The organism is Kitasatospora sp. NPDC022785 (assembly GCF_055561295.1).
In genome coordinates this window covers 96,062-117,901 of record NZ_JBVHHB010000009.1, presented here as the reverse complement: position 1 = coordinate 117,901, position 21,840 = coordinate 96,062, and the positions used below count along the sequence as shown (strand labels likewise).

The following is a 21,840-nucleotide window of genomic DNA, read 5'->3' as shown; positions in this document are numbered from 1 at the left end:
CGTGGGGCGCCCTTCAGATCCCGCCCGCCGCGAGCGCACACTGGCGCGGGCGACCGACTACGTGCTGGCGCACGGGTTGGCCGGGCTGAGCCTGCGCCCCCTGGCCGCGGCCCTCGACACCAGCCCACGGATGCTGCTCTACGACTTCGGCAGCAAACAGGAGTTGGTCGCGGCGGTCCTCGCCGAGGCCCGCCGCCGAGGCGCGGTGCGCCTGGCCGAGCACCTTCCGGCGGACACGGACTGCGTGCAGGAGCGACTGCGCGGCATCTGGGCGTGGATCAGCGCAGACGAACGTGCGCCGTTCGTCCGGCTGTTCTTCGAGGTGCACGCCGAGGGACTGGCCCACCCCGAGAACTACCCCGACCGGGGCCAGGCGATCACGGACTGGTTCGACACTCTCGGGGCCACGTTCCGTGACGTCTCCACCGGTCCTGACGACACCGTCACGCCCACGCTGGTCATGGCCGTTGTCCGGGGCCTGCTGTTCGATCTCACAACCACCGGCGACCGCCACCGCACCGACCAAGCGCTGGACCGCTTCGCTGGACTCCTCAAGCAGTGAACGCGCGAGAGACCGGGGCCCGCGCGGGCGGCCCCCTCGGCCGCCGCACCGACCTCCTGGCACGACACCGACCGGAAAGCACCTGACACCATGACACCCGAATCCGCCGGCGGCAGGACCAGGCCGGTGCCGCGGGCCGTGCGGTCCGCCTGGGGCGCGCTCGGCCTGCTCCTGTCGGCCTGGACGGTGTTCGAGGCGGTGAAGCACCTGGGCCTCACCGTTCCGTGCGCCGTGATCGGCCTCCTCCTCCCCTTCCTGGCCGGGCTCGCACCGGGGACGGCGGCGGTCCGGCACACGCTGCTGCAGGTCTGGATCCCGCTCGCCCTCATGGTGGTCTGCTCCGCCGTCCCCGGCCCGCCCGAGGACACTGCCGCGCCGTTCACCCTGGGCATGGCCTGGCTGACCCACCTCGCCCTCAGACGCGCCCGGCAACGCCGCACCGACGCGTCCCGACCGGCCCGGCATCGCACGGGCGAGGACCGCCGACCGGCGGCTTGACGGCCCGCAGAGATCTGTTCCCCGCGGGTGCGGATGTCCATCGCGACGCGGTCGACTGACCACACCCGGTCATGACAGCCCGGCCGGGGTTTGGGCGGTGAACTCATGCCCAGGTGCGAGGTGGGCGCCGTCGTGTTTCCGACCGGGCCGAAGCCGGCGGGGTCGCCGTCGGCCCAGCACCGCGTGCGAGACGGCCGTCCGGCGGCGACGCTGGCGGTGGACCCGTCGTCGTCCCGCACGACCGGCGGCGGACACCGGCGTGGTGCAAGGAGGAGTCGTCATGGCCAGACCCGTGTGGACCGGGGTGCTCACCTTCGGGCTGGTGACCGTGCCCGTCGCCCTGTACACCGCGACGCAGTCCCACGACGTCCACTTCCACCAACTGCAGCGCGGCACCTCCGACCGGGTCCGCAACAAGCGGGTGAACGAGCGCACCGGCAAAGAGGTCGAGTTCGGCGAGATCGTGAAGGGCTACCCGGTCGCCGAGGGCGAGTACGTCGTCGTCGAGCCCGACGAGCTTGAGCAGATCTCCCCCGGCCGCTCCCGCACCATCGACATCAGCGGCTTCGTCGACCTCGATCAGGTCGACCCGATCTTCTTCGACAAGACGTACTACCTCGGCCCGAAGGGCCAGGAGTACGCAAAGATCTACGCGCTCCTCGTCGAGGCCCTGGAGCACTCGAACAAGGCCGGACTGGCCATGTTCGCGATGCGCGGCAAGGAGTACCTGACCGCGGTGCGCTCCGAGAGCGGCCTGCTGGAGCTGCACACCATGCACTTCGCCGACGAGGTCCGCGACCCCCGCCGCGAGATCGACGACCTCCCCGAGAACGTGAAGCTGTCGGCGCAGGAGGTGAGGACCGCCGAGGAGCTCATCGGCATGCTCGCCGTCGACTGGAACCCCGACGAGTGGCACGACACCTACGAGGACCAGGTCAAACACCTCATCGAGGACAAGCTCGCCGGCCGCGAGATCGCCGTCTCCACCGGCCCCGCGCCCGAGGCCACCAACGTCATCGACCTGATGGACGCCCTGCGCCGCAGCGTCGACAGCGCCCGCAAGGGCGAACCTGCCGAGAGGACGCAGAAGTCCCCGGGCCGGAAGACCCCCGCAGCCGCGTCCCGGTCCCCGAAGGCCGCCGGCGGCAAGAAGAGCACCTCCGCCAAGGCGTCGACCGCCGGCCGGGCCGCGGGCAGGAAACCCGCGAGCGCCACCGGCAAGCAGCAGCTCTCCGAGCTCACCAAGGCCGAGCTCTACAAACGAGCCGCCGACCTCGACGTCCCCCACCGCTCCACCATGACCCGCGACGAACTCCAGCACGCCCTCGAACAATCCGGCCGACCCCGTCGCGCCGCCTCCTGACGGCACAGGGCCCCGCGGAAGGCCTCGACCGCCCCACCGCCCGTCCCCGCTCCGGGTGACTCCGACCGGGACTGAGCCAGCCGGAGGTGTGTCGAGCGCTGCCTTGCTCCCCCGGCGGTCCGCGCGGATCGCTCGGCCTTCGCCGTCTCGACCTCGTGCTTCAGCCGCTCCTTCCACGTCTTGTGGCCGGCGAGGAGCAGTGACCCAAGGCGACGGGCCGGGGTGCGGGAACGGGGACGGTTGACGCAGGCCGCCCCTGGTGCCGGGTGGGGGCACCAGGGGCGGCCGGGCGGGTGCGGGAACTCGAGGTGGTCACCCGAGGCGGGGCGTCACTGCCAGACGCGGTAGACGGCGTCGCGCGCCTGGCCGAGGTACTGCTGGTAGGTGCCCAGGTGCCAGGCCGCCCAGGAGGCCCAGCCGCGGCCGGTGCCGTCGTTGTCGATCGCGTAGGCCTTGCGGGCCGCCCAGCCCATGTCCTGCCAGTTCTCGGCGGTGACGATCCCGGCATCGTGGCCGTGCACCTCGGGGTACCAACGCTCGTTGATCTGCCAGGCACCGAGGTCCTTGGTGCCCGGGTCGGGGTCGGTGGGGAGGTTGGTGTGGACGGCCAGGCGGTCGCAGCCGGACTCGGCCATGGCGATCGCCACGGCGTAGATCGCGTCGTCGTTGCGGCCCTCGCCGGACTTGTCCTTCGCGAAGCCCGCCAACTGGGCCTCGCGGGCGCAGGCGTCAATGCCGCTCTGGTCCCCGGCGGCGTTGGCGGTGAAGGAGGTCGAGGTGAGGCTGAGGGCCAGGACGGCGACTGAACCGGTCAGCAGGGCGCGGGTCTTGCGCAGCACGAGAGTTCTCCCTTCGGCGACGGCCCGGGTCGGGCCGGCTGTGGGAAAGGACGCTATGCAGCGTGCGTAGACAGGCGATCTACGAGTGATGGACGGCCGGTCCGGGCGATGCCGAGAGGATGTCCGCCGGCTGAGCCGCGAGATCGTCCAGGCCGCCCGCCGGCTCGCAGTCCTGGCGGGCAGGCGGGGACGAGCTGGGTCCATCTCCACGGCCTCACTGGGGACGACCGGCACCAGCGTCGGCGCCCAGGACCCGGGCGGTGCAGGGGCCGAGACGGCCCGATATGGTCCACCTGAGGAGGACCGAATGGCGCTGGTCAAGAAGGGCTCACGACGCATCACCGTGGATGGCGCGACCTATCGATGGCGGGTCCGCAGGAGACCCACCTACTCCCAGGGGCTCTGTTGGAGCCCCCTGACCTTCGCGGTCGAGCTTGCGGACCGTCCGGGCACCGTGCTTGTGGTCGGAACTGGACAGTCTCACCCAGGCAACTGGCTCAATGCCCCGGCCGAGCCGGTCCTGCCGGGAATGGTCGCGGCGAGTATCCGCTCCGCACGATCCCTGGGCTGGGAACCCGACCAGCCGGGACCCACGTTCCACCTTGACCGATCAGCGGGCTTCAAGCGCCTGCCGTGAGACCTTCGGGGCCTTCACCGACAGCACACCGGTTCCCACCCCACGCACAGTCGCTCCTCCACGACCCGGCGTCCGGGCTGCCGCCCGGAGCCGGGGCCGCACACGGCCGGCTCCGGTGGCGGGGAGGTGCGCGTCGGCGAGGTGGCCGTCGCGCTTCTGCTCCGTCAGGGTGGCTACTGGAGGCACCGGGCGGCGGCCGGCGCCCCGGGCCTTGCCGCCCACCCACGAGCGGACCGTCCCGAGCGCCGATGCGGCGGCGTCGAGCCCAGTCGCTCCTCCCTGCGCCACGTCCTGTGGCGCGCGGCGGTGCTCCCGTCCGATGCCGCCCAGGCTGTGAAGCCGGAGGTCGCCCGGCACCCGCCAGATCGCCCTGGTCGACGCCGCACCGGGTGACCTGGCCACGACGCCGGACACAGGCCGGCCACCCTGCTCGGACGCGGCCTGTGATCTATCGTGAGCGGGAGTGCCGGTGCAGCGCCCCGGCCTGATGGCGTAGGCAGGGCACCGTGCTGCGCGCTTCGAGATCGGTCGGCATGTGCTCTTCGAGGAATCGGGAGTAAGGCATGGGCCTCATCCACATCGAGCTGTTCGCAACCCTCGACCTCGTCGGGCAGGCGCCCGGCGGCCCTGACGAGGACCCTGTGGGGTTCCCGTTCGGCGGCTGGCAGGCGCCCCTGCTGGACGAGGTCGCCGGGGCACAGATCGGTGCCGCGTACGAGGGCACGGACGCCCTCCTGCTCGGCCGGCGGACGTACGACATCTTCGCCGCCTACTGGCCACACCAGGAAGGCGGCGAGGACAAGGCCATCGCCACGCTCTTCAACAGCGTCCCGAAGTACGTGGCCTCCCGCGGCAGGCCCGACCTCTCGTGGGCCGGGTCCACGCAGCTCGGCCCGGATCTGGCCGGCGCGGTGCGCGAGATCCGTGACCGGCACGAGCACGTGAAGGTCGTCGGGAGCCTCAACCTGGTGCAGACCCTCCTGCGCGAGAAACTCTTCGACCGTCTCGACCTCTGGGTGCACCCGATCGTGCTCGGCGTCGGGAAGAAGGTGTTCGACGGTGGCGCGGTGCCCACGAACCTCACACTCCTCGAACCGCCGGCAGCCGGCCCGAAGGGCACCGTGTACCTGCGCTACGGGCTCGCCGAGGGCACGCCCGGGACGGGCGACATGAGCGCTCCCGATCGCGGTACCGGGCGCGACGACTGAAACCGCCCCCCAGTAGATCCCGCGCGCCGGCGGACAGGGCGCAGCGGGCCTCGGACCGGAGGACGTCCTCGCCGCCCTGCCCGCCGACACCCGCCCCGCCCCGCGCCGCCTCCTACGACGGGCTCCTCCCGTCGCGCCGTACGGACAACAGCCGGGCAGCCAGGGCCGGCGTCCGGTTGCACCCTGACAGCCCGGTCCGCGAGTACGCCACGGACGAAGTGCGCACCGCGTAGGTCTCCACCACGCTCGGCACGTCATCGTCCGGGGTCGGGAGCGGATCCGTGCTGGCCACGGGCATACGGCTATGTGAGCGACATGAGGGACATGGGAGCGGTCGGCCTGCTGCGGGCTGGGGTCAGAAGCCGTTGTCGTACCGATCATGGTGAACATCGGTTCGAGTGTGGCCACACGGCTGAGTGATTTTTCCTCAGGGCACGCATGAAGGCAGGGCCTCCTGCCCAGCTCGGGATTGTCGAAGTCCGAACGAGCCGGCCGGGAGGCCCTGTGTCGCAGTCTTGCGCCCCCATGCCCATGTCGTCCAACTCGGTTACCCGGTCGTGTGATTGCCTCGCTCACCGGTTCGGGAATGCGGGTGACCGTCCGGACCGTGTGCGCCACTACGGCTCGGACATGACGGACGCGGAGTGGGCCATCGTGAGGGACGCGCTGCCGGTCCCGTCGTGGCTGGAGGGGCGGGGTGGGCAGCCGGAGGGCTACTGCCACCGGCAGATGTTGGACGCTGTCCGGTACCTGGTGGACAACGGGATCAAGTGGCGGGCGATGCCGGCGGACTTCCCCGCGTGGGACCGCGTCTACGCCTTCGCGAGGCGGTGGCGTGGGCGGGGCTTGCTGGCGGAGTTGCACGATCGGCTGCGGGGCCTGGTGCGCGAGGACGCCGGCCGCGGCCCGGAGCCGACCGCCGCGGTGATCGACGCGCAGTCCCTGCGTGCGGCGGCCTCGGTGCCGGCGTCCTCACGCGGGTACGACGGGGCCAAGAAGGTGCCGGGGCGCAACCGTCTGCGTGAACGCCTCTGCACCGAACGGCAACTGATCACCGACGCGAGGGATCGAGGCTGGGAGCGGGAGATCGACCGCCACCAGCGTGTCGCTGACCGCATCACCAGTCTCCTCGACGACCTCGGCGAACCTCATGATCAACACTCCGGCTGAAGGGTGCGGCCGAGAAATACACTGGTGGGACGGCTTCGCCCAGGACAGGATGCGGCTATGCGTTACGCCCACAAGGATCCCGAGCTGGCCGATCTGGTCCGCCGCTATGTCACTCCCGATCGGCGCTACCTCAGGCTCGGCGGCAGCCTTCTGCGCGTGACCGGCAGCGAACGCGCCAAGGTCACACGGGAGCTCGGCGAGGCCGCCGGCAACATTACGCCCCGTGAACTGACCATCCTGCTCGAAGGCGGGTGGCGTGAGCGCAAGACCGCAGCCTGGCTCATCGCCGTCGCCCGCAGAACCGAGTTCCGTGAACACCTCGGCGAACTGCTGCTTGACAGCGAGGTCTGCTACGCGGGCATCGCCTACTGCGTCGCTCTCGCTACCTTCGGGACCTCTGCCGACGCGGGTCTGTTGACCGCTTACCTCGATCGCTACCTGCGACGCCCCGACCTCTACTATGACCAGGCAGCCGCCATGGGCGCACTCCTGCACCTCGACACCAAGCTCGGTGCCGATCGAGCAGCCCGGTTCCTGGCCCCCGACGGTCTCTGGCACCAGTGGATCGACGGACCACCCCGCAAGGAGCACCACGGCACACCGGAAAGCAGCCGCAAGATCATCAGCCAATTCTGTGACTTCGCTGACGAGAGCTCCGAGCACTGCGCGGCAAGGAAGCGATGACGTCGTCCTCGGAAGGGTGACACCTGATCGAAGGAACGCACCACCGCACAACTCGAAGTTGTCCAGATAAACGCAGAAAGCTCCTTCCCGCTGGTACGGCGCAGACCTCGGGCAAGCCTCATCGTTCCGGCCCAGCCGGGGGTGCCGTGGAGTCGTTGATGGTGATTCACGGTCCCACCGGGAACGGTAGACGCCATGAGCGATGCATCGGAGCTGGTCCCGGTCACGCCGGACGGCAGGCTCGCTCCTGTCGCTCTGCACCCCGGTCTGCGTGACCCCCGCTATCTGGCGCGGCGAGGCGCGCTCGTCGCGCTGGCGCGCAGCCACTGGGTCGGCGACCCTTCGCCGTCGGTCGCGTACCGCACTGCGGAGCACGCGACGTGGCGCACGGTCCACGCGGCGTTGGAGCCCGCCTTGCGGGCCCACGCGTGCCGGGCGGTGCTGGCCGCCCGCGAGGACGCGTGCATCCCCGCGGACCGCATCCCGCAGCACGGCGAGGTCGGGGCGCACCTGCGGGCCCGGACCGGATTCGACTTCACCCTGGCCGGTGGCTTCGTGCCGAACCGGCGGTTCCTGGGGGCGCTGCGGCACGGCTACTTCCACGCGGTGCAGTTCGTCCGGCACCCCGCAGCTCCGCTGTACACGCCCGAACCCGACGTGATCCACGACGTGTTCGGCCACGGCGTCCACCTGGCCTCGACCCGGTTCGCCGAGCTGTACCGCCTGGTCGGCCGGGCAGCCGCACAAGCGCGGACCGAGGAAGCCCTCAGCCTGCTCAGCCGGGTGTACTGGTACACCCTCGAATGCGGCGTGGTCACCGAGTCCGGGGCGGTCAAGGCGTACGGCGCGGCGCTGCTCTCCTCGCCCGGCGAGCTGCGCCGGTTGCCCTGGTGCGAGATCCGCGACTGGGACCTGCGCGCGATGGCAGGCACCGCGTACCGGGTCGAGGGGTACCAGCCCGTCCTGTTCGCCGCACGCTCGATGGATCACCTCACCGATGCCCTCGCCGCGTTCTGCGAGGACTTCGACGACGACACCGGGGCCCGACTGAGGACCGCTAGGAGTGTCCGCCGGTAGGGGGCTTCCGCTGGCGGGCTCCGGAGCCGGCCGCTCGTGCGGCTTCCGGTCCCCTCGGTCACACGCAGGCAGTGCTGAGCAACTGGACCCCGATCCAGGACGCCTGCAAGGCTGCCGGACTGGTCCGTCCGGGCGGTCGCGGCGGCACTGGACGCGGCACCGTCTCCGCCCACCGACTCCGCCACACGGTCGGGACCCAACTCGCTGAACCCGGTGCGAAGTTGCACACCATCATGAAGGTGCTCGGACATACCTCGTGAGCAGGGCGCTCGCCTACGCGCAGGTCAGCGACCAGGAAGTACTCCGTGGCTACCGCGCGGTCCGCGGGCCCGGAGCGACGATCGCGGGGCCGGCCGCCGAGGAGCTCAGGACCGGCGCGCTGCCGGACGCCTCGATCGACTGGCTCAAGACCGACTTCTTCAAGAGCGAACTCGAACCCGGCCGATGCCTACGGCTGCCCGCCGAGGGCCCTGTGAGTGCGACCTCTACCTGACGTGCGCCAAGTTCGTCACGACACCCGACTACGCGCCACGGCTACGGGCACGTCGCCGAGTCGAGCAGACCCTCGCCCTGGACGCGGCCGAGCGCGGCTGGGACCGGGAGGTCGAACGGCACCGCTGCACCAGCCAGAGGAGCGAGAAGCTGCTGGCCGACCTCAACGAACCCGTCGAGGAAATGTAACCTCGCAATTCAGCCGGTCAGTGACGGTTTGCTTGCCCAGTTGTTCGTCTCGCGTCGACAACGGATGGTCGTGACTCCTCCCCCCGGATGAATCCGGGGGCTTCTCGCTAAGTGGTCGGCTCCGGAAATCCTTCGGGGGTTGACTTCGAGGCCCGATTCTGTGTCGGTTCGTTACTCAGGTTGAACTCGTGATGTCGGCGGCCAGGATCAGGCCAGGGGCGGCTGTGGCATGCTCGTCCGCGTGATCGATGCCCCGAACGATGACTGGTCGTTTGCAACAGCACGGGAGTGGCCCGATTCGGTGCCTGCGAGGTGAACGGCGTTCCCGGTGTCGAGCACGCGGCGGGTGGGCGGGGGACGTTGTGCGGCATCTCGGCGCGGCATACCACTCGCTATCTGCATCTGTTCGTTCCCCACGCCCTGCAGTCGTGCCGGCGATGTCGTCAGGAGGCAGAGGCGTCCTCGACGCAGCCGTGCGTCCAGGAACGCCTTCACAGCCAGGTCCTCGAATTGGCTCACGGCGCGATGCGTAACGAGTTGCTTGCCGCGCTCCGCAAGGGGGCGAACGTCAGCTTGTGGATCAACGGCCCCTCCGCGGCCATGGCTGGCGGCGACCGGCCAGGCGACACCACCAGTCACGGCGGCGGCTTGACAACGGCATTGGGATGTTCTCTACGCTTCATGATCACCGGGGGATCCGTGCCTGCCGTCCCATCATGCATTCTCGACCCGATCCGCGACCAGTTCCTTGCTCTGCTGCCCACTCGCGAAGAACGGCACCCGCTGGGCTGTCACAACCCGCGGATCAGCGACACGGTGGTATTCGATCGCTTGGTGCAGGTCCTGGTCTTCGGCTGCGGCTACGAACGCGTCGCGGACGAGCACTGCTCAGCCACCACCCTGCGCAGGCGCCGGGACGAGTGGATCGCCGCCGGGGTGATGGAGAACCTGCGGCTGCTCGCGCTCGCCGCATACGACCGCATGATCGGCCTCGAACTCGAGCACCTGTCCGCCGACGGCTGCATCACCAAGGCTCCCTCCGGCGGCGAATGCGCCGGCAAGAGTCCAGTTGACCGGGCCAAACTCGGCCTGAAACGCTCGCAGTTGACCGACGGATCCGGCATACCGCTGGTCACCGAACCAGCCCCCGCCAACACCCGCGACCACACCCTGCTGCCCGCTACCCTCGACCGCCCTGCCGCCCTGGAGGCATCCCTGGGACCACTGCCCGAGCAGCCCCGTCTGAGCCTGGACGCCGGCTACGACTACCGCATCGTCCACAACGACCTGGCAGACAGGAAGATCACTGCCAGCATCGCCGAGCGCGGCGCAAAGACCCCGATCCAGACCGGCGGCCGGTGGGTGGCAGAGCGCACGAACTCGTGGATGAACAACTTTGGCAAGCTCCGTCGCTGCACCGAACGGCGAAAGGCAGCCGTCGAGTTCTTCTCCGCCTTGGCCAGCGCAATCATCATCGTCCGGCGCCTCATCCGCCGCGCCTGGGCTGTCTACCGCTGGGACACCCGGCCTCGAAGCCCCCGCATCCGATGACCTACTGGCGGACGCCCTAAGCCGGGTTGGCCTCGCGACGGACCAGCCCGGCCCGTAGAACGTTGGTGGCTCCCACCGTGTCGGCGTGCGCGCGGTGGCCGCAGGCGACGCAGTGGAAGGTGTCCTGAGTGGGCCGGTTCTCCGCCGAGACATGCCCGCACCGGGGGCAGGTCCGGGAGGTGTTGCGGGGGTCCACGGCGATCACTTCCCGACCGGCGCTTTCAGCCTTGCCGGTGAGGATCGCGAGGAACACCCCCCATCCGGCATCCGCTATCGAGCGGTTGAGTCCGGCCTTCGCGGCAGCCCCGTTGAGCAGGAACGCGCCTGGCTGCCCGGGGTCGGGCTTCGACGCGGGGGCCTTGACCATGTTGCGGATCTTGAGGTCTTCGTGCGCGATGACGTCGTGTGCACGGACCAGGGCCAGGGCGGTCTTGTGGGCGTGGTCGAGCCGTTGACGGCGCACCTTGCGGTGCACTGCTTCGGACTGTGGATGTTCTACGACGGCGCGCTCGTCGAGGTACCCATCGCACACGTCCAGCGTGTCCACACGTACAAGCCGGGCCCGGGGTACCTGTGCAGGACCGACGAGCCACACTTCGAGTCGCTGGCCCCGCAGTCCCCCGATTTCTTACAGGACCCCCGACTGTCCTGGTAGAAACCCGTCCAGGCCAGACCGAGCCGGGACGGCTGGTCCGCGACCGAAGCGATCCCACCCCCCTCGCCCCGCTCAGTGTCCGATGGCCGCCTTCGCCGCCACGATGACCAGACCGAGGACGAGGTTGATCATCCCCTCGACACCGGCCTGGGTACGGGACGCTCCGGCGTGCACGGCGCCGAGGTAGGCCCAGGCCACCTGCTGAGCCACCGCGACCGCGAGGGCGAGCCACGCCGTGCCGCTCAGCCCCAGTCCCAGCAAGGGGCTCAGCCCCACGGCCACGGCGGGCAGCACCGCCGCCTCGACGATCGACCACTCGTGCCGCCCGACCTGTCGTGCTTCGGCCCAGCCGATCGTCTGGCCGACCTGTCGTTCGCCGGCAAGGTGGGCGTAGACGTGGGCCGCCCAGAAGACCAGGCCGGTCACGAGGAGCAGCACCACGAGCTGGAGCCGGGGGAAGTCGCCCACCGCGCTCGCCGCGGCGATGACGGAGGCGGCGAGGAGGGAGCCGTAGAGCGCGCCTGCGTAGTCCGTCCGCGATTCCGGCCGGCCGACCGGGTGTCTGCGCGGCCACGGCAGGAGGCGGTTCACCGATCCAGCGTATCGGGGCGGGACCGCCCCCGGCCGCAGAACGCGCAGACGTACCGACACGGACTCGCCGTGATGCCCGCCGGCGCCAGGGTCCGGGCGGCTCGTTCGGCATCACCCCGGTGGATCCCCCTCGCACCCGTGGCAGCCGGGACAGGGAGCCGTTGGAGACGCTCCTGGCCCCGGGGGGGGCGAGACGAGCGCCGAGGTCGTCCAGGTGGGCCTCGGCGTGTGGCTGGACATCCAGAAGAACCGCCGGGCGAAGCTAGGCTCGCGCGGCTCGCCGAGCACGGGGTGGAGGGGCGTGAGCTGCGGCCAGGGCTGGATCGGTCCGGCTCGTCCCTACCTGGCGCACTGTCAGGAGACGTCGTTCAGCGGCGAACCGTCCGCGGGTGCCGCTGGAGACCGTCACCGGTGGCGGCCTCCAGCGGCACCGGCAGCAGCGCTCGTCGAGCGGGAGGGACATACCAAGGTGCCGCGCGCAAAGCGGACGAGGGGCTGTCGCCGGGGCCTGGCCGGACAGCTCGAAGGCCCACCGGGCGGAGCTCGGCAAGGAGCAGCTGGTCCGGCTTCGGTCCTGGCCCACCTCCGCCGCGTCCACGGCCGGGTGATCCGCACTGGCCCCGAGATGGGCCGCGAGGCCGGACGGGAGGGGCCCGCCTCGGTCGGCCGTTGCGGGCGTGGATATCGTGGCCGCCGATGCCGCGGCCGACCTCTCAGCGCCGCGGCCTTCGCCATGTCAGGAGAGATCTGGGTGAAGTCCCGTATGACAGCGCTCCGGAGCGCCACGGCCGTCGCCGCGGCCGTGCTCATGGCGGCGCCCGCCGCCGGCTCCGCCGAAGCCGCGCCCGCCGGAAGTCCGGACACCAAGACGGTGACGTACAAGGGCCACGTCTTCCAGGTGCCGGCGGCCTGGCCGGTGGTGGATCTGGCTGTGGACCCGCAGGCCTGTGTCCGCTTCGACCAGCACGCGGTGTACCTCGGGCATCCGGGCGAACAGCAGGTCTGTCCGCCGCGGTTGATCGGCCGCACGGAGGCCCTGCTGGTCGAGCCCGCCACGGCGGCCGTACCGGACCGGGAAGGCTCCAACCCCGTCGCGCACACGATCCTGGCGAACGACGGTGTCGTCGCGGTGACCGGGACGTACGACACGGACCAGCCGCTGGTGCGGCGGATCATCACCGGCGCCGGGCTCACCCCCGAGCCGGCGCACCAGCCGGCGCCGGCACCCGCGGCGCCCCGGACGGCCGTCGCACCGCGGTCCACCATCGCCGCGGCCCCGCCGTCCGACCTGGCCATGGCCGCGCCGGCCGCGGCGTCGGTGTCGGCGTCGATACCGGCGTCGGCGACGAACTACACCGGCAAGGGGTTCGACGCCTGTACGGCGCCCTCCGGCGCAGCGATGAACGCGTGGATGACCTCCTCCCCGTACCGGGCGGTCGGCATCTACATCGGAGGCGCCAAGCGGGCCTGCGCCCAGCCGAACCTGACGGCCTCCTGGGTCCAGCAGCAGCAGGCCGGCGGCTGGGCCTTCATGCCGCTGTACGTCGGCGTGCAGGCCTCGAAGATCGTCTCCCCCGCCACCGAGGGCGCCAACGCCGCCGACGACGCGGTGAGCCAGGCCCAGGCCCTCGGCTTCGGCCCCGGCACGATCCTCTATTACGACATGGAGGCCTACGTCGCGCAGTACTCGGGCAACGTGCTCGGCTTCCTCACTGCCTGGACCAACGAGTTGCACGCCTTGGGCTACAACTCCGGCGTCTACAGCAGCTCCTCGTCCGGCATGAAGGACCTGGCCACCAACGCCGGCAACAGCGCCTACACCATGCCCGACGCCGTCCTCAGCGCCAACTGGAACGGCCAGGAGGACACCAACGACCCGGCGATACCGGCCGGCTACTGGTCCAACCACCAGCGCGCCCACCAGTACGCCTCGCCGAAGGACCCGGAGACCTGGGGCGGCTTCACCATAGGGATCGACCAGGACTACCTCGACATCCAGCTCACCGGCGCCCCGCCGTCGCAGTCCTCCGGGTTCTTCCTCGGCGTGCGCCAGAGCTCGGGCAACTGGCCCGGCTTCAGCCCGCTGGCGGGCGGGGCGGGTGTGTTCCGCGGCTCGGAGGCCGCGGTCGCCGGGCTGCCGGGAGGCTCCTCGCAGGAGCTGGGCATCGGCCTGGACGGCCAGCTCTACCACGGGGTCCGCGCCGCGAACGGCGGCTGGAGCGGCTTCGCCGCGCTCCCCGGGATCGGCACGCCCACCATGGCGGCCCGCCGGGCCGGCATCGCGGGTCTGCCGGACGGCTCCTCACAGGTGCTGGCGATCGGCAACGACGGCAACGTCTACCACCAGACCCGCTTCGCCAACGGCAGCTGGTCCGGCTTCGCGGCGCTCCCCGGGATCGGCACCGCGACCATGGCGGCCGGGGACGTCGCCATCGCCGGCCTGCCCGACGGGTCCAGCCAGGTCCTGGCGATCGGCAACGACGGCAACGTCTACCACCAGACCCGCTTCGCCAACGGCAGCTGGTCGGGCTTCGCCGCGCTCCCCGGTGTGAACAGCCCGCGAATGGCGGCCGGGCGGGTGGCCATCACGGGACTGCCGGACGGCTCCTCCCAGGTCCTGGCGATCGGCACCGACGGCAACGTGTACCACCAGACCCGCTTCGCCAACGGCAGCTGGTCGGGCTTCGCCGCGCTCCCCGGCAATGGCGCGCCCACTATGGCCGCGCGGACGGTCGGCATCGCCGGCCTGCCGGACGGTTCGTCCCAGGTGGCAGTGGTCGGCGGTGACGGCAACGTCTACCACGAGACCCGCTTCGGCAACGGCAACTGGTCCGGCTTCGGCGCTGTCCAGGGCCCGTACGGCGCGAGCACCTTCCCGGCCCAGCGCGCCGCCATCGCCGGCCTGCCGGACGGCTCCAGCCAGCTCGTGGTCACCCGGAGCTGACCCGGGCACACCCCACCACCCGGCGCCCCGTCCCCGCCACCTCCCAGGGGGTGGGGCGCCGGCGGCGAAAGGCACACGCCGAGGCCTCCACCGGCCTGTCCGGGGCAGGCCGGCCGGGGGCGTGTTCGGCAGCCCGGCCGCGGGGTCCAGGGACCCGCCGCCGCCTCTCGTGCAAGGGCAAGAGAGCCTTGTACGGCCGGGCCTCGTTCGGACAAAGCCCTCAGCACTGGCAGGTGAGTTGTCACCTCCGGCCCGAATCCACCTGCTGAGCACGCTGTGGCGTCTGGTCAGCGGTGACGCCCACACGACCGAGCAGGCGCTGGGACGAGTGAGTCTTGGTGACGAGTGCCGGGCCAAAGCCCGGAGAGAACGCTTGCGGGTGGACGACGTCCAGGGCGGGCTCGGAGAACGCAGCACACCAGCCCTCCCGGTCCGGGCGCAGCGCCGCCGGCCTCGCCCCGGCCGGGAGCAACGCAGCGGCCTCGCGGTGGCCGGCCGCGGCCAGGCACCACCGCGGCTTGCGCCCGTGCCGGCAGACGCGGTTCCTTCGCCGGGAGCGGCGCCTTCCGGTCGGCTTCCCGCGGCGCGGGACCCGGCTCGCCCGCGCAGCCACGCCCAGGGCGGGAGCGCCGGGTCCTCGCGCTCCGGCTCTGCTACTTCAGAGCCGCAAGACCCTTCTGCAGGTCTGCGGGGTTCATCACCGGCTGGATTTCGATCCTCGCGCCGAGTTTCTGGAAGAGCGGCTCCGCGATCGTGGGCAGCTGTGAGCTGTCCTGCAGGTCGAAGACGAGGGTGCAGGACCTCCCGCCCTCGCTGGGGCCGAAGTAGGCCGCCTCGGGCTTGAGCCGCTCGACCATCGATTCCATGATCTTCGGCAGTGTGCCGTCCTTGATCGCCTCATTCGAGACCTGGGTGTCGAAGTGGGCTCTCAGCATGACCCTCATGTGGACTCGCTCCTTCCGCGCACCACGATCGACGCGGCGCCGACCGCACTCTCTGGCACCTGGTGACGCCCGCTCAGCCTCTCCCCCGGTGACCAGGCCGGCAACATCTCGTCCCCCGTCCGTGCTTCGGCCGCACGCCGCAGGCCATGCCCACACCGGTCGACCGGGCTCGGCTGAGCTGTCCGACACCGGGCGCGACAACACCGAGCGGGTCCGGGCGTTTACCTGCGAGGGAGCGGATGCCCGGGCCCAGGCGCCGCGCCGCCGCCCGACCGTTCCCGCTGTGCCCGCCGTCCCCGCACCCGCCTCCCCGGTCCGCCTCCCCGGTCCGCGGGTCGGGACGGGTCGGGTCGGGACGGGTCGGGTCGGGACGGGTCGGGACGGGACGGGTCGGGACGGGTCGGGACGGGTCGGGACGGGTCGGGTCGGGACGGGTCGGGACGGGTCGATCGTGGTGATCAGCGCAGCGGTTGCCGAGGATGGAGGACCTCCGCAGGTCCCCCGAGTTCCCCGGCAGCGTCACCATCACCCCCGGCGATACGGCCCCCGCCTCCTCAGGTTCGCGATTCCGACCGCTTCCCCGGTCGCGAAGATCCACTGTTGTCCAGGGTGCGGTCGAGGAGGGGGAGCAGGCGCTCCCAATGACGCTGCAGTGCGGAGGGGTTGAAGGCATCGGTGTCGGACATGGTGAAGCCGTGGATGGTGCCGGGGTAGATCTCGGAGGTGTAGCCGACACCCGCGGCATCCAGGGCCCGGTTGAGCTCGCCGAGGGCCTCGGGCGTCATGTCGCCTTCGGCGTGGCCGAGGTGGACCTGGGCCGTGAGCGTGGAGAGGCTGTCGGGCCCGTCGACGCCCACGGGACCGTGGAATCCGGCAACGGCGGCCACCTGGCCGGGGTGGGCCACGGCGGTGCGCATCGCCAGGAGGCCGCCTATGCAGTAGCCGGTCACCCCGACCGGTCCGGCGCCGACCTCGGGCTGGGTGGTGAGGAACCTGAGGTAGGCGTCGGCGTCGCTCAGGACACGTTCGACGGTGTGCGCCTCGATCAAGGGCATCAGCCGGGCGAAGACCGCGGGCCTGGCCTCTTCGCCGATGTGCGCGGGAAGTTCGATCACCGGTGCCGGGCCGTGGCGGTAGAAGAGGTTGGGGACGAGCACGTAGTAGCCGTGCCCGGCCAGTTCGCGGGCCATCTCCCGCAGCACCGGCCGGATGCCGAAACCGTCCGGGTACATCAGCACCCCCGGGTGCCGCTCGTCACCGTCGGGGAAGGCGGCGAAAGCGTCGGCCTGGCCGTCCGCGGTGGGAATGTGCAGCGTCTTGGTGGGCATGAGTTCTCCTGTCGTGGTTGACGTGTCGAGCTGAGATCAACACGACAGGAGGCGGAGCCCGCGCAGCAGCGCCGGATCCTCGATCCAACAGCGGGCCGGCACCGGCCCGTACGGCGCTCAAAGGAGCGCCGGGTCACCGATCCGTGTGTGACGCAACGAAGTCCCGGTAGTCATCACCGCATAACGTAGCCCACGGGACAGGAGCGGTGCCAGCGCTCCCCCAGTCCACCGCGCTGTGCGCAGGTACGGTCTCGGCCAACACCTCGGCCCCTGTACCCGGTCGACGCGCCGCCCCTGACGGAACCACCGATCTTGCGGCTGCCCGATCCTCGCCGCACTCCGAAACCCGGCCCCGGTCGGGTCGCTGTCCCGAACCGTGTGCCGCCCGACTCGTGGCAGCCGGCTCCCGCCAACCGCCCGGCCACACGAACCCCGCCTCCGTTCGAAGAGGGCAGACGGCCTGGCGTCCGCGCGATCGGGCGGATCACGCAGCCGGTGGTGTCCGCGAAGTCGGGCAACAGGGAGGAGAGATCGGGCCCGAGCGAGCCGATGCCGCGATACACGCTGTCAGGTGCCACCGCCCGTTGGCGAGGTCACTCGGCTACCGGCCTCCTCGGTGCGTTCGGGCAGCAGGAGGACAGCGCCCACGAAGAAGCAGATCGAACCGATCAGGGTCGTGGTGTTGGCCCCCGTGGCGTTGTGCACCTGGCCGGTGACCGGGTCGATGTACCCGGCGACGGCGGAGACACCGAAGGCGACGGACCCGATCAGGTTGGCCAGCGTGATCCACCAGGACAAGGATCTCGGCCGCCAGGCCGCCCAGCGGTGGCAGGTCTCGTACCAGGCGAGGCAGCTCGAGACCAGGAAGCACACCGAGCCGATCGCGTCGGGCCGCCAGACGTGCTGGTGGGCGGTGGCCGCGGACAGATGATTCGCCACGGCGACTCCGGTGCTGACGTTGAAGTACAAGGTGCCGGCCAGCTGGACCGCGGTGGCCCACCAGTCGATCCGCCGCGGCTGGAAGACGAAGAACCGCCGGTGCCCGGGGTTCTGCGCCTTCGGGGCTGCATCGACCGCTTCGCGGTAGGACAGGAACGATGCCGCGGTGAAGAACAGCGACCCGATGAAGTACGTGACGGTGTCCCACCGGGCTCCGACCGCGCCGGTGTAGCCGGGCACCGAGCCGACGGCGAACAGCAGCGACCCGATGGCGAACAGCACCGCGATCCACCAGCCGCGGGCGTTGGGCGCCCACCAGGTCGGTCCGGCGGCGGGCTTCTGGTGCTTGCGGTGGCGCCGCGACTCCCACCGGACCACGACTCCGTCCGGGCGCACATGGTCGACGAAGGTCGCCGGGGCGCCGGTTCGCGGCTGCCGGCCGCGCCGGTGCGACGTGGGCGTCAGCGGCTTCGGTCTGCGGGACCGGCTCATCGTTCTTCACCCCCAGCCCGGGTGCTGCCCGGGCTCGCCTTGCACTGCGTGCCGCGCGGGGCCGCGCCCACGACGACCTTGACGGCCAGGCCGAGGATCACCAGGTCGGTGAGCAGCTGCCCGATGGCCACCAGCCGCGCCGTCTCGGTCCACCCGCACGACGGTCCAGGTGGTTCTCCCGGCCGGCAGGAACCAGATGGTGAACCACCTGAAGCCCATGACCGCGGCGAGGTTGACGATCCACCACGGCACCGCACGACTCGCACGGAGCTCGCGCCCCGCCACGGCGCCCAGGCCGATCCGGCCCGCGACCGGGGCCGGCCGGGCCGGCGCGCGCAGCTTGTCACACGCTGCCTGTGCAACCGGAAGACCCGCTGGTACAGCTGCTTCCCCCGTACTGGTGACGATGCGATCACCCTGCGCAGTTGTTTGCGCCACCGTACACCTGCGCCGGGGTCCGGATGGCCATGACACCCTATGCGACAGGGGCGCATCCCCCGCATGGCCTCAGCCGTGAACGCCGGGCCTGTTGACGGACTCGAGATGGGGCGGGCGCGCCCCCGCGGCGGGACGCACGCCCGGCCACTCCAGGTGACGTGCGGCCAGATCGGATGGCTCCTTACGGTTGCCATGGAGCAGGGTCAGGCGCGATTGTCAGTGGCCTCTGATTGCATTGCGTATACGCTCCACTACGCAATGAACCCGGAGGATTCCATGCGCATCACCCGCTCCGCTCTCATCGCCGCCGTGCTGTGGGGGCCGATCGAGCCGTTGCCCGGAACATCCGGCTCGCCGTCACCGACCGGCAGCGACCGCAAGGGGGTCCATGCCAGTCCATGGCGGCTTGTTCGACATCCAGCCCCGGGGCGGGGAAGCAACAGCGAACCTGAGGAAGGACGGTGCTCATCTGATGATCAACGAACTGCCGGACCGCGTGGACGTTCCGTTCTGGTTCGACCCGCTGTGCCCCTGGGCGTGGATCACCTCGCGCTGGCTCCTGGAGGTCGAGCAGGTCCGGCCGGTACGCGCCGATTGGCGAATCATGTCGCTGGCCTACCTGAACCTCGACCAGCGCCAGGGCAAGGGACTCAGCGAGGACTACCGGGAGCTGATGACGAGGGCGTGGGGGCCGGTGCGGGTCTGCGCGGCGGCCGCCGAACACAGTGGCCGCCGCATCCTCGGACCGCTGTACACCGCGATCGGCACCCGGTTTCACCACCACCGACGTCGCGACGATCCGACCGTCGTCCCCGAGGCCCTCGCGGAGGTGGGCCTGCCCGATTCGCTGGCCGCGGCCGCCATGAGCACGGACTTCGACCAGCTCATCAAGGACTCGCACCACGAGGCGTTCGACGAGGTCGGCCTCGACGTCGGAACGCCTGTCCTCCGCATCGGGGGCACGGCCCTGTTCGGTCCCGTGATCACGCCGGCGCCCCGTGGCGAAGCGGCCGGACGGCTCTGGGACGGCTTGGTCATGGTTGCCGGCACGGACGGCTTCTTCGAGCTCAAGCGGACCCGGGATCGCAAGCCGTCGTTCGAGTGAGTGGTCACCACGGGCTCGGCAACCCGGCTGTCGAAGCGGCGGCCGGGGCTCCGCGTCCCGGTCACCTCCTTGTCGAGCCCTGGAAGGCACCGATTCGGTGATTCCTCCCCGTCCCGCACCCCTGCCGTCTCTTCTCGGGGTCTTCGGCCACCCGGACGACGATTCCCTTCTGGCCGGCGGCGTCCTCGCGCGGCACGCCGCCGCAGGCGCCGGCACCACCGTCGTCACCACCGCCTGGGCGCGCGACAGTCACCGGGTCGGGCACCCGTCAGACTGAGGAGGCTGACCGTCTGATCCGTCCTGGCGGACCGAGTGCCGCCCGGCGGGCGCAGGCCCGGCGTCCGCCGGGCGAGCGGATCCCGGCCTGCCGGGTGGTCACTACTCCAGCCACGCTCCCTCGCGCATGAGGACTCTGCCGCGCAGCTCCGGCTCACCACGCCAGGCCAGCACCGACTTTGGCGCCACGCGTATGTACAGAAAAGGCCCTTCCTCCGTACGTGGGTCCCATCCGAACTTTCCGGCGAACGCATCCGCGGCGTCGTCCGGCACGACCCGGTCCGAGAAGCACTTTGCCTCCCCCTGCAGGAGCACCACATCGAAGGTGTCCGGCAGCGCCAGGCGCACGCGGGGCTCGGTTCGCACGTTACGCGCAGTCGCGGAGGTCTCGCCGGTGCACATCCACACGGCCTGTCCGTCCCACCAGAACCACAGCGGCACTTGATGCGGGCCGTGATCCGGATGGCCCGTCGACACCCATATGTCCCGTTCTTCAGAGAGCCGTCCAAGAGTGTCGCGCCTGCGCTCCGCCACATCACGACGAGCGATTCCCGTGGTCTTCATGATCGCCGATGCTATTCAGCGGTTCGGAAGCTCACATGAGGCGTTGGTCCTACTCCCAGCGACCGACAAGCCACTCAGCCCGCCGCCCTGGGGTACGGCCTCTCATCGAAGGGTCGGCCCGGTCCCGTGCAACAACGTGGAGAAGTGTGACCAGTCGCAACGACGTTCGACCGTTCGCTCCCCTCACCGGGCCGCGAGATGGCTGGTCAGTGAGGTTTTCTCAACGAAATGATCTCGTGAGGTGACTCGGCCCAGGAGGTCCCGCGAGCCGCGATGAGCCTGCGGCGTCCGGCGGTCGTACAGTCGAACCCGTTACCGAGGAGGACTTCTGATGCGCAGCGTGACCTATTCGATGGGCGTCTCACTTGACGGCTACATCGTCGGGCCGGACGGCGGCTTCGACTGGACGGCGCCGGACGAGGAGGTCTTTCGCTTCTGGATCGACGAGATTCGGGAGGTCGGCGTCCACCTGCTGGGACGACGGCTGTACGAGACGATGCTGTACTGGGAGACCGCCGACCAGGATCCATCGCTCGACGACTCGATGCGCGAGTGGACCTCACTCTGGAAGCCGCTCCCGAAGGTGGTGTTCTCGACCACGCTGTCGGCGGTGCAGGGCCATGCCCGCCTGGCCTCCGGCGGCCTGGCGGAGGAGATCGAGCGGTTGCGAGCCGAGCCGAGGGAGGGCGACATCGCGATCGGCGGCGCGACTCTCGCCGCCGAGGCGGCTGCGTCGGATCTGATCGACGAGTACCGGGCCATCGTCTACCCGGTGCTGGTCGGTGGTGGCATTCCGTTCTTTCCCCGGCGCGAGCGCCGGGTGGATCTCGAACTCGTCGAGACCCGCACCTTCAGCTCGAAAGTCGTCTACCTCCGCTACCGTGTGGCGCGTTAGCCGAACAACCTGATCAGAGGCGTCCGCGCCCTCGGAGAACACGCTGCCGCCGAACTCAAGCAGCGCTGGCGCACCTTGCAACACATCGCCCTCAGCCCGAGCCGAATCGGCGACATCGCCAGGGCTGCCCTCGTCCTCAACCGAATCTGGAATTGATCGTCGCTGAGAAGACGTCAGTGCCGCCGTCCAGGGTGGCCACGTGGATGCGCGGAGATCATCACCTGCGCTCGGGGGAAGGGGCTGTGTCGTGGGTGACGGTATTCAGTGGCTGGTGGATCGCGATCACTGGCATCACAGCATCGTCCTCGCTCGTGGCATCACGCCGGAGGAACTCTCCCTGCGCATGGACGGCGACCGGGATCGATCCCGTCGCCCATCACGGGCACGCGAGGGGCTGCG

At 70.7% G+C, this 21,840-nt stretch carries 22 protein-coding genes and 1 pseudogene; 15 read left to right on the top strand and 8 right to left on the bottom strand.

The features are described from left to right. Position 1 precedes the first annotated feature (1 nt). The 3 genes from ACZ3YO_RS17000 (at position 2) to ku (ending at position 2,423) form a co-directional block, all read left to right on the top strand. Positions 2-562, top strand: a complete 561-nt coding sequence (locus ACZ3YO_RS17000) for a TetR family transcriptional regulator (RefSeq protein WP_465569802.1) — start codon at positions 2-4, stop codon at positions 560-562. 90 nt (positions 563-652) lie between these two features. Continuing rightward, positions 653-1,060, top strand: a complete 408-nt coding sequence (locus ACZ3YO_RS16995) for a hypothetical protein (protein ID WP_465569800.1) — start codon at positions 653-655, stop codon at positions 1,058-1,060. A gap of 280 nt (positions 1,061-1,340) precedes the next feature. Further along, complete coding sequence (ku, locus tag ACZ3YO_RS16990; protein ID WP_465569799.1) at positions 1,341-2,423, top strand: non-homologous end joining protein Ku; 1,083 nt, start codon at positions 1,341-1,343, stop codon at positions 2,421-2,423. A gap of 329 nt (positions 2,424-2,752) precedes the next feature. On the opposite strand, the gene ACZ3YO_RS16985 is transcribed toward ku, so the two are convergent. Then, entirely contained in the window at positions 2,753-3,262 is a 510-nt protein-coding gene (locus ACZ3YO_RS16985) for a transglycosylase SLT domain-containing protein (protein WP_465550758.1), read from the bottom strand. Between the two features lie 307 nt (positions 3,263-3,569). Between ACZ3YO_RS16985 and ACZ3YO_RS16980 the strand changes: the two genes are divergently transcribed. The 9 genes from ACZ3YO_RS16980 (at position 3,570) to ACZ3YO_RS16940 (ending at position 10,270) form a co-directional block, all read left to right on the top strand. Next, positions 3,570-3,899: a hypothetical protein gene (locus ACZ3YO_RS16980; protein WP_465569797.1), complete on the top strand. Its 330-nt coding sequence runs from the start codon at positions 3,570-3,572 to the stop codon at positions 3,897-3,899. A 563-nt stretch (positions 3,900-4,462) separates the two neighbouring features. Next, a complete protein-coding gene (locus ACZ3YO_RS16975; RefSeq protein ID WP_465569795.1) occupies positions 4,463-5,107 on the top strand; it encodes a dihydrofolate reductase family protein in 645 nt (214 codons plus the stop codon). A gap of 630 nt (positions 5,108-5,737) precedes the next feature. Continuing rightward, positions 5,738-6,277 (top strand): transposase, encoded by a 540-nt coding sequence (locus tag ACZ3YO_RS16970; protein WP_465569793.1) that lies wholly within the window; start codon positions 5,738-5,740, stop codon positions 6,275-6,277. A gap of 57 nt (positions 6,278-6,334) precedes the next feature. Next, positions 6,335-6,961 (top strand): DUF6000 family protein, encoded by a 627-nt coding sequence (locus tag ACZ3YO_RS16965; RefSeq protein ID WP_465569791.1) that lies wholly within the window; start codon positions 6,335-6,337, stop codon positions 6,959-6,961. A gap of 195 nt (positions 6,962-7,156) precedes the next feature. Then, complete coding sequence (locus ACZ3YO_RS16960; RefSeq protein WP_465569790.1) at positions 7,157-8,038, top strand: phenylalanine 4-monooxygenase; 882 nt, start codon at positions 7,157-7,159, stop codon at positions 8,036-8,038. Positions 8,039-8,109: 71 nt separating this feature from the next. After that, the gene (locus ACZ3YO_RS16955; protein WP_465569789.1) at positions 8,110-8,298 is read left to right on the top strand and encodes a tyrosine-type recombinase/integrase; all 189 of its coding nucleotides are present in this window, start codon (positions 8,110-8,112) and stop codon (positions 8,296-8,298) included. After that, complete coding sequence (locus tag ACZ3YO_RS16950; protein WP_465569788.1) at positions 8,295-8,531, top strand: hypothetical protein; 237 nt, start codon at positions 8,295-8,297, stop codon at positions 8,529-8,531. Before ACZ3YO_RS16955 ends, ACZ3YO_RS16950 begins: the two co-directional genes overlap by 4 nt. Continuing rightward, on the top strand, positions 8,483-8,719 hold the full coding sequence (locus ACZ3YO_RS16945) for a hypothetical protein (protein ID WP_465569786.1): 237 nt from the start codon (positions 8,483-8,485) through the stop codon (positions 8,717-8,719). The genes ACZ3YO_RS16950 and ACZ3YO_RS16945 overlap by 49 nt, the downstream gene beginning before the upstream one ends. A gap of 699 nt (positions 8,720-9,418) precedes the next feature. Further along, positions 9,419-10,270 carry an IS5 family transposase gene (locus tag ACZ3YO_RS16940; RefSeq protein WP_465570125.1) on the top strand — a complete coding sequence of 284 codons (852 nt, stop codon included), beginning with the start codon at positions 9,419-9,421 and terminating at the stop codon, positions 10,268-10,270. 16 nt (positions 10,271-10,286) lie between these two features. On the opposite strand, the pseudogene ACZ3YO_RS16935 reads toward ACZ3YO_RS16940, so the two are convergent. After that, a pseudogene (locus tag ACZ3YO_RS16935) lies at positions 10,287-10,745 on the bottom strand (RNA-guided endonuclease InsQ/TnpB family protein); the annotation flags it as partial. Between the two features lie 252 nt (positions 10,746-10,997). Next, positions 10,998-11,516 (bottom strand): hypothetical protein, encoded by a 519-nt coding sequence (locus ACZ3YO_RS16930; protein WP_465550728.1) that lies wholly within the window; start codon positions 11,514-11,516, stop codon positions 10,998-11,000. A 763-nt stretch (positions 11,517-12,279) separates the two neighbouring features. On the opposite strand from ACZ3YO_RS16930, the gene ACZ3YO_RS16925 reads away from it, so the two are divergent. Further along, positions 12,280-14,460, top strand: a complete 2,181-nt coding sequence (locus ACZ3YO_RS16925) for a glycoside hydrolase domain-containing protein (RefSeq protein ID WP_465569784.1) — start codon at positions 12,280-12,282, stop codon at positions 14,458-14,460. Between the two features lie 653 nt (positions 14,461-15,113). Here ACZ3YO_RS16925 and ACZ3YO_RS16920 read toward each other — a convergent pair. From ACZ3YO_RS16920 to ACZ3YO_RS16905, 4 genes are all read right to left on the bottom strand, one after another. After that, a complete protein-coding gene (locus ACZ3YO_RS16920) occupies positions 15,114-15,404 on the bottom strand; it encodes a DUF3303 family protein (RefSeq protein ID WP_465569782.1) in 291 nt (96 codons plus the stop codon). Between the two features lie 554 nt (positions 15,405-15,958). Beyond that, positions 15,959-16,732, bottom strand: coding sequence for a dienelactone hydrolase family protein (locus ACZ3YO_RS16915; RefSeq protein ID WP_465569781.1), 774 nt, complete (start codon positions 16,730-16,732; stop codon positions 15,959-15,961). Positions 16,733-17,299: 567 nt separating this feature from the next. Further along, positions 17,300-18,163, bottom strand: coding sequence for a hypothetical protein (locus ACZ3YO_RS16910; protein ID WP_465569780.1), 864 nt, complete (start codon positions 18,161-18,163; stop codon positions 17,300-17,302). Continuing rightward, entirely contained in the window at positions 18,160-18,294 is a 135-nt protein-coding gene (locus ACZ3YO_RS16905) for a hypothetical protein (RefSeq protein ID WP_465569778.1), read from the bottom strand. Before ACZ3YO_RS16905 ends, ACZ3YO_RS16910 begins: the two co-directional genes overlap by 4 nt. A gap of 779 nt (positions 18,295-19,073) precedes the next feature. On the opposite strand from ACZ3YO_RS16905, the gene ACZ3YO_RS16900 reads away from it, so the two are divergent. Further along, the gene (locus tag ACZ3YO_RS16900; protein ID WP_465569777.1) at positions 19,074-19,706 is read left to right on the top strand and encodes a mycothiol-dependent nitroreductase Rv2466c family protein; all 633 of its coding nucleotides are present in this window, start codon (positions 19,074-19,076) and stop codon (positions 19,704-19,706) included. A gap of 378 nt (positions 19,707-20,084) precedes the next feature. Here the strand turns inward: ACZ3YO_RS16900 and ACZ3YO_RS16895 are convergent, their stop codons facing one another. Next, the gene (locus ACZ3YO_RS16895) at positions 20,085-20,546 is read right to left on the bottom strand and encodes a pyridoxamine 5'-phosphate oxidase family protein (protein WP_465569775.1); all 462 of its coding nucleotides are present in this window, start codon (positions 20,544-20,546) and stop codon (positions 20,085-20,087) included. Between the two features lie 331 nt (positions 20,547-20,877). On the opposite strand from ACZ3YO_RS16895, the gene ACZ3YO_RS16890 reads away from it, so the two are divergent. After that, on the top strand, positions 20,878-21,441 hold the full coding sequence (locus ACZ3YO_RS16890) for a dihydrofolate reductase family protein (protein ID WP_465569774.1): 564 nt from the start codon (positions 20,878-20,880) through the stop codon (positions 21,439-21,441). The last annotated feature ends 399 nt before the right edge of the window (positions 21,442-21,840 follow it).

Bases quoted from the DNA above. Each gene is read 5' to 3' on its own strand.
- ku (WP_465569799.1), top strand. From the start codon at position 1,341: ATGGCCAGACCCGTGTGGACCGGGGTGCTCACCTTCGGGCTGGTGACC.
- ACZ3YO_RS16965 (WP_465569791.1), top strand. From the start codon at position 6,335: ATGCGTTACGCCCACAAGGATCCCGAGCTGGCCGATCTGGTCCGCCGC.
- ACZ3YO_RS16925 (WP_465569784.1), top strand. From the start codon at position 12,280: ATGACAGCGCTCCGGAGCGCCACGGCCGTCGCCGCGGCCGTGCTCATG.
- ACZ3YO_RS16975 (WP_465569795.1), top strand. From the start codon at position 4,463: ATGGGCCTCATCCACATCGAGCTGTTCGCAACCCTCGACCTCGTCGGG.
- ACZ3YO_RS16945 (WP_465569786.1), top strand. From the start codon at position 8,483: ATGCCTACGGCTGCCCGCCGAGGGCCCTGTGAGTGCGACCTCTACCTG.
- ACZ3YO_RS16895 (WP_465569775.1), bottom strand. From the start codon at position 20,546: ATGAAGACCACGGGAATCGCTCGTCGTGATGTGGCGGAGCGCAGGCGC.
- ACZ3YO_RS16915 (WP_465569781.1), bottom strand. From the start codon at position 16,732: ATGCCCACCAAGACGCTGCACATTCCCACCGCGGACGGCCAGGCCGAC.
- ACZ3YO_RS16900 (WP_465569777.1), top strand. From the start codon at position 19,074: ATGATCAACGAACTGCCGGACCGCGTGGACGTTCCGTTCTGGTTCGAC.
- ACZ3YO_RS16920 (WP_465569782.1), bottom strand. From the start codon at position 15,404: ATGAGGGTCATGCTGAGAGCCCACTTCGACACCCAGGTCTCGAATGAG.
- ACZ3YO_RS16890 (WP_465569774.1), top strand. From the start codon at position 20,878: ATGCGCAGCGTGACCTATTCGATGGGCGTCTCACTTGACGGCTACATC.
- ACZ3YO_RS16970 (WP_465569793.1), top strand. From the start codon at position 5,738: ATGACGGACGCGGAGTGGGCCATCGTGAGGGACGCGCTGCCGGTCCCG.
- ACZ3YO_RS16980 (WP_465569797.1), top strand. From the start codon at position 3,570: ATGGCGCTGGTCAAGAAGGGCTCACGACGCATCACCGTGGATGGCGCG.
- ACZ3YO_RS16995 (WP_465569800.1), top strand. From the start codon at position 653: ATGACACCCGAATCCGCCGGCGGCAGGACCAGGCCGGTGCCGCGGGCC.
- ACZ3YO_RS16910 (WP_465569780.1), bottom strand. From the start codon at position 18,163: ATGAGCCGGTCCCGCAGACCGAAGCCGCTGACGCCCACGTCGCACCGG.
- ACZ3YO_RS16960 (WP_465569790.1), top strand. From the start codon at position 7,157: ATGAGCGATGCATCGGAGCTGGTCCCGGTCACGCCGGACGGCAGGCTC.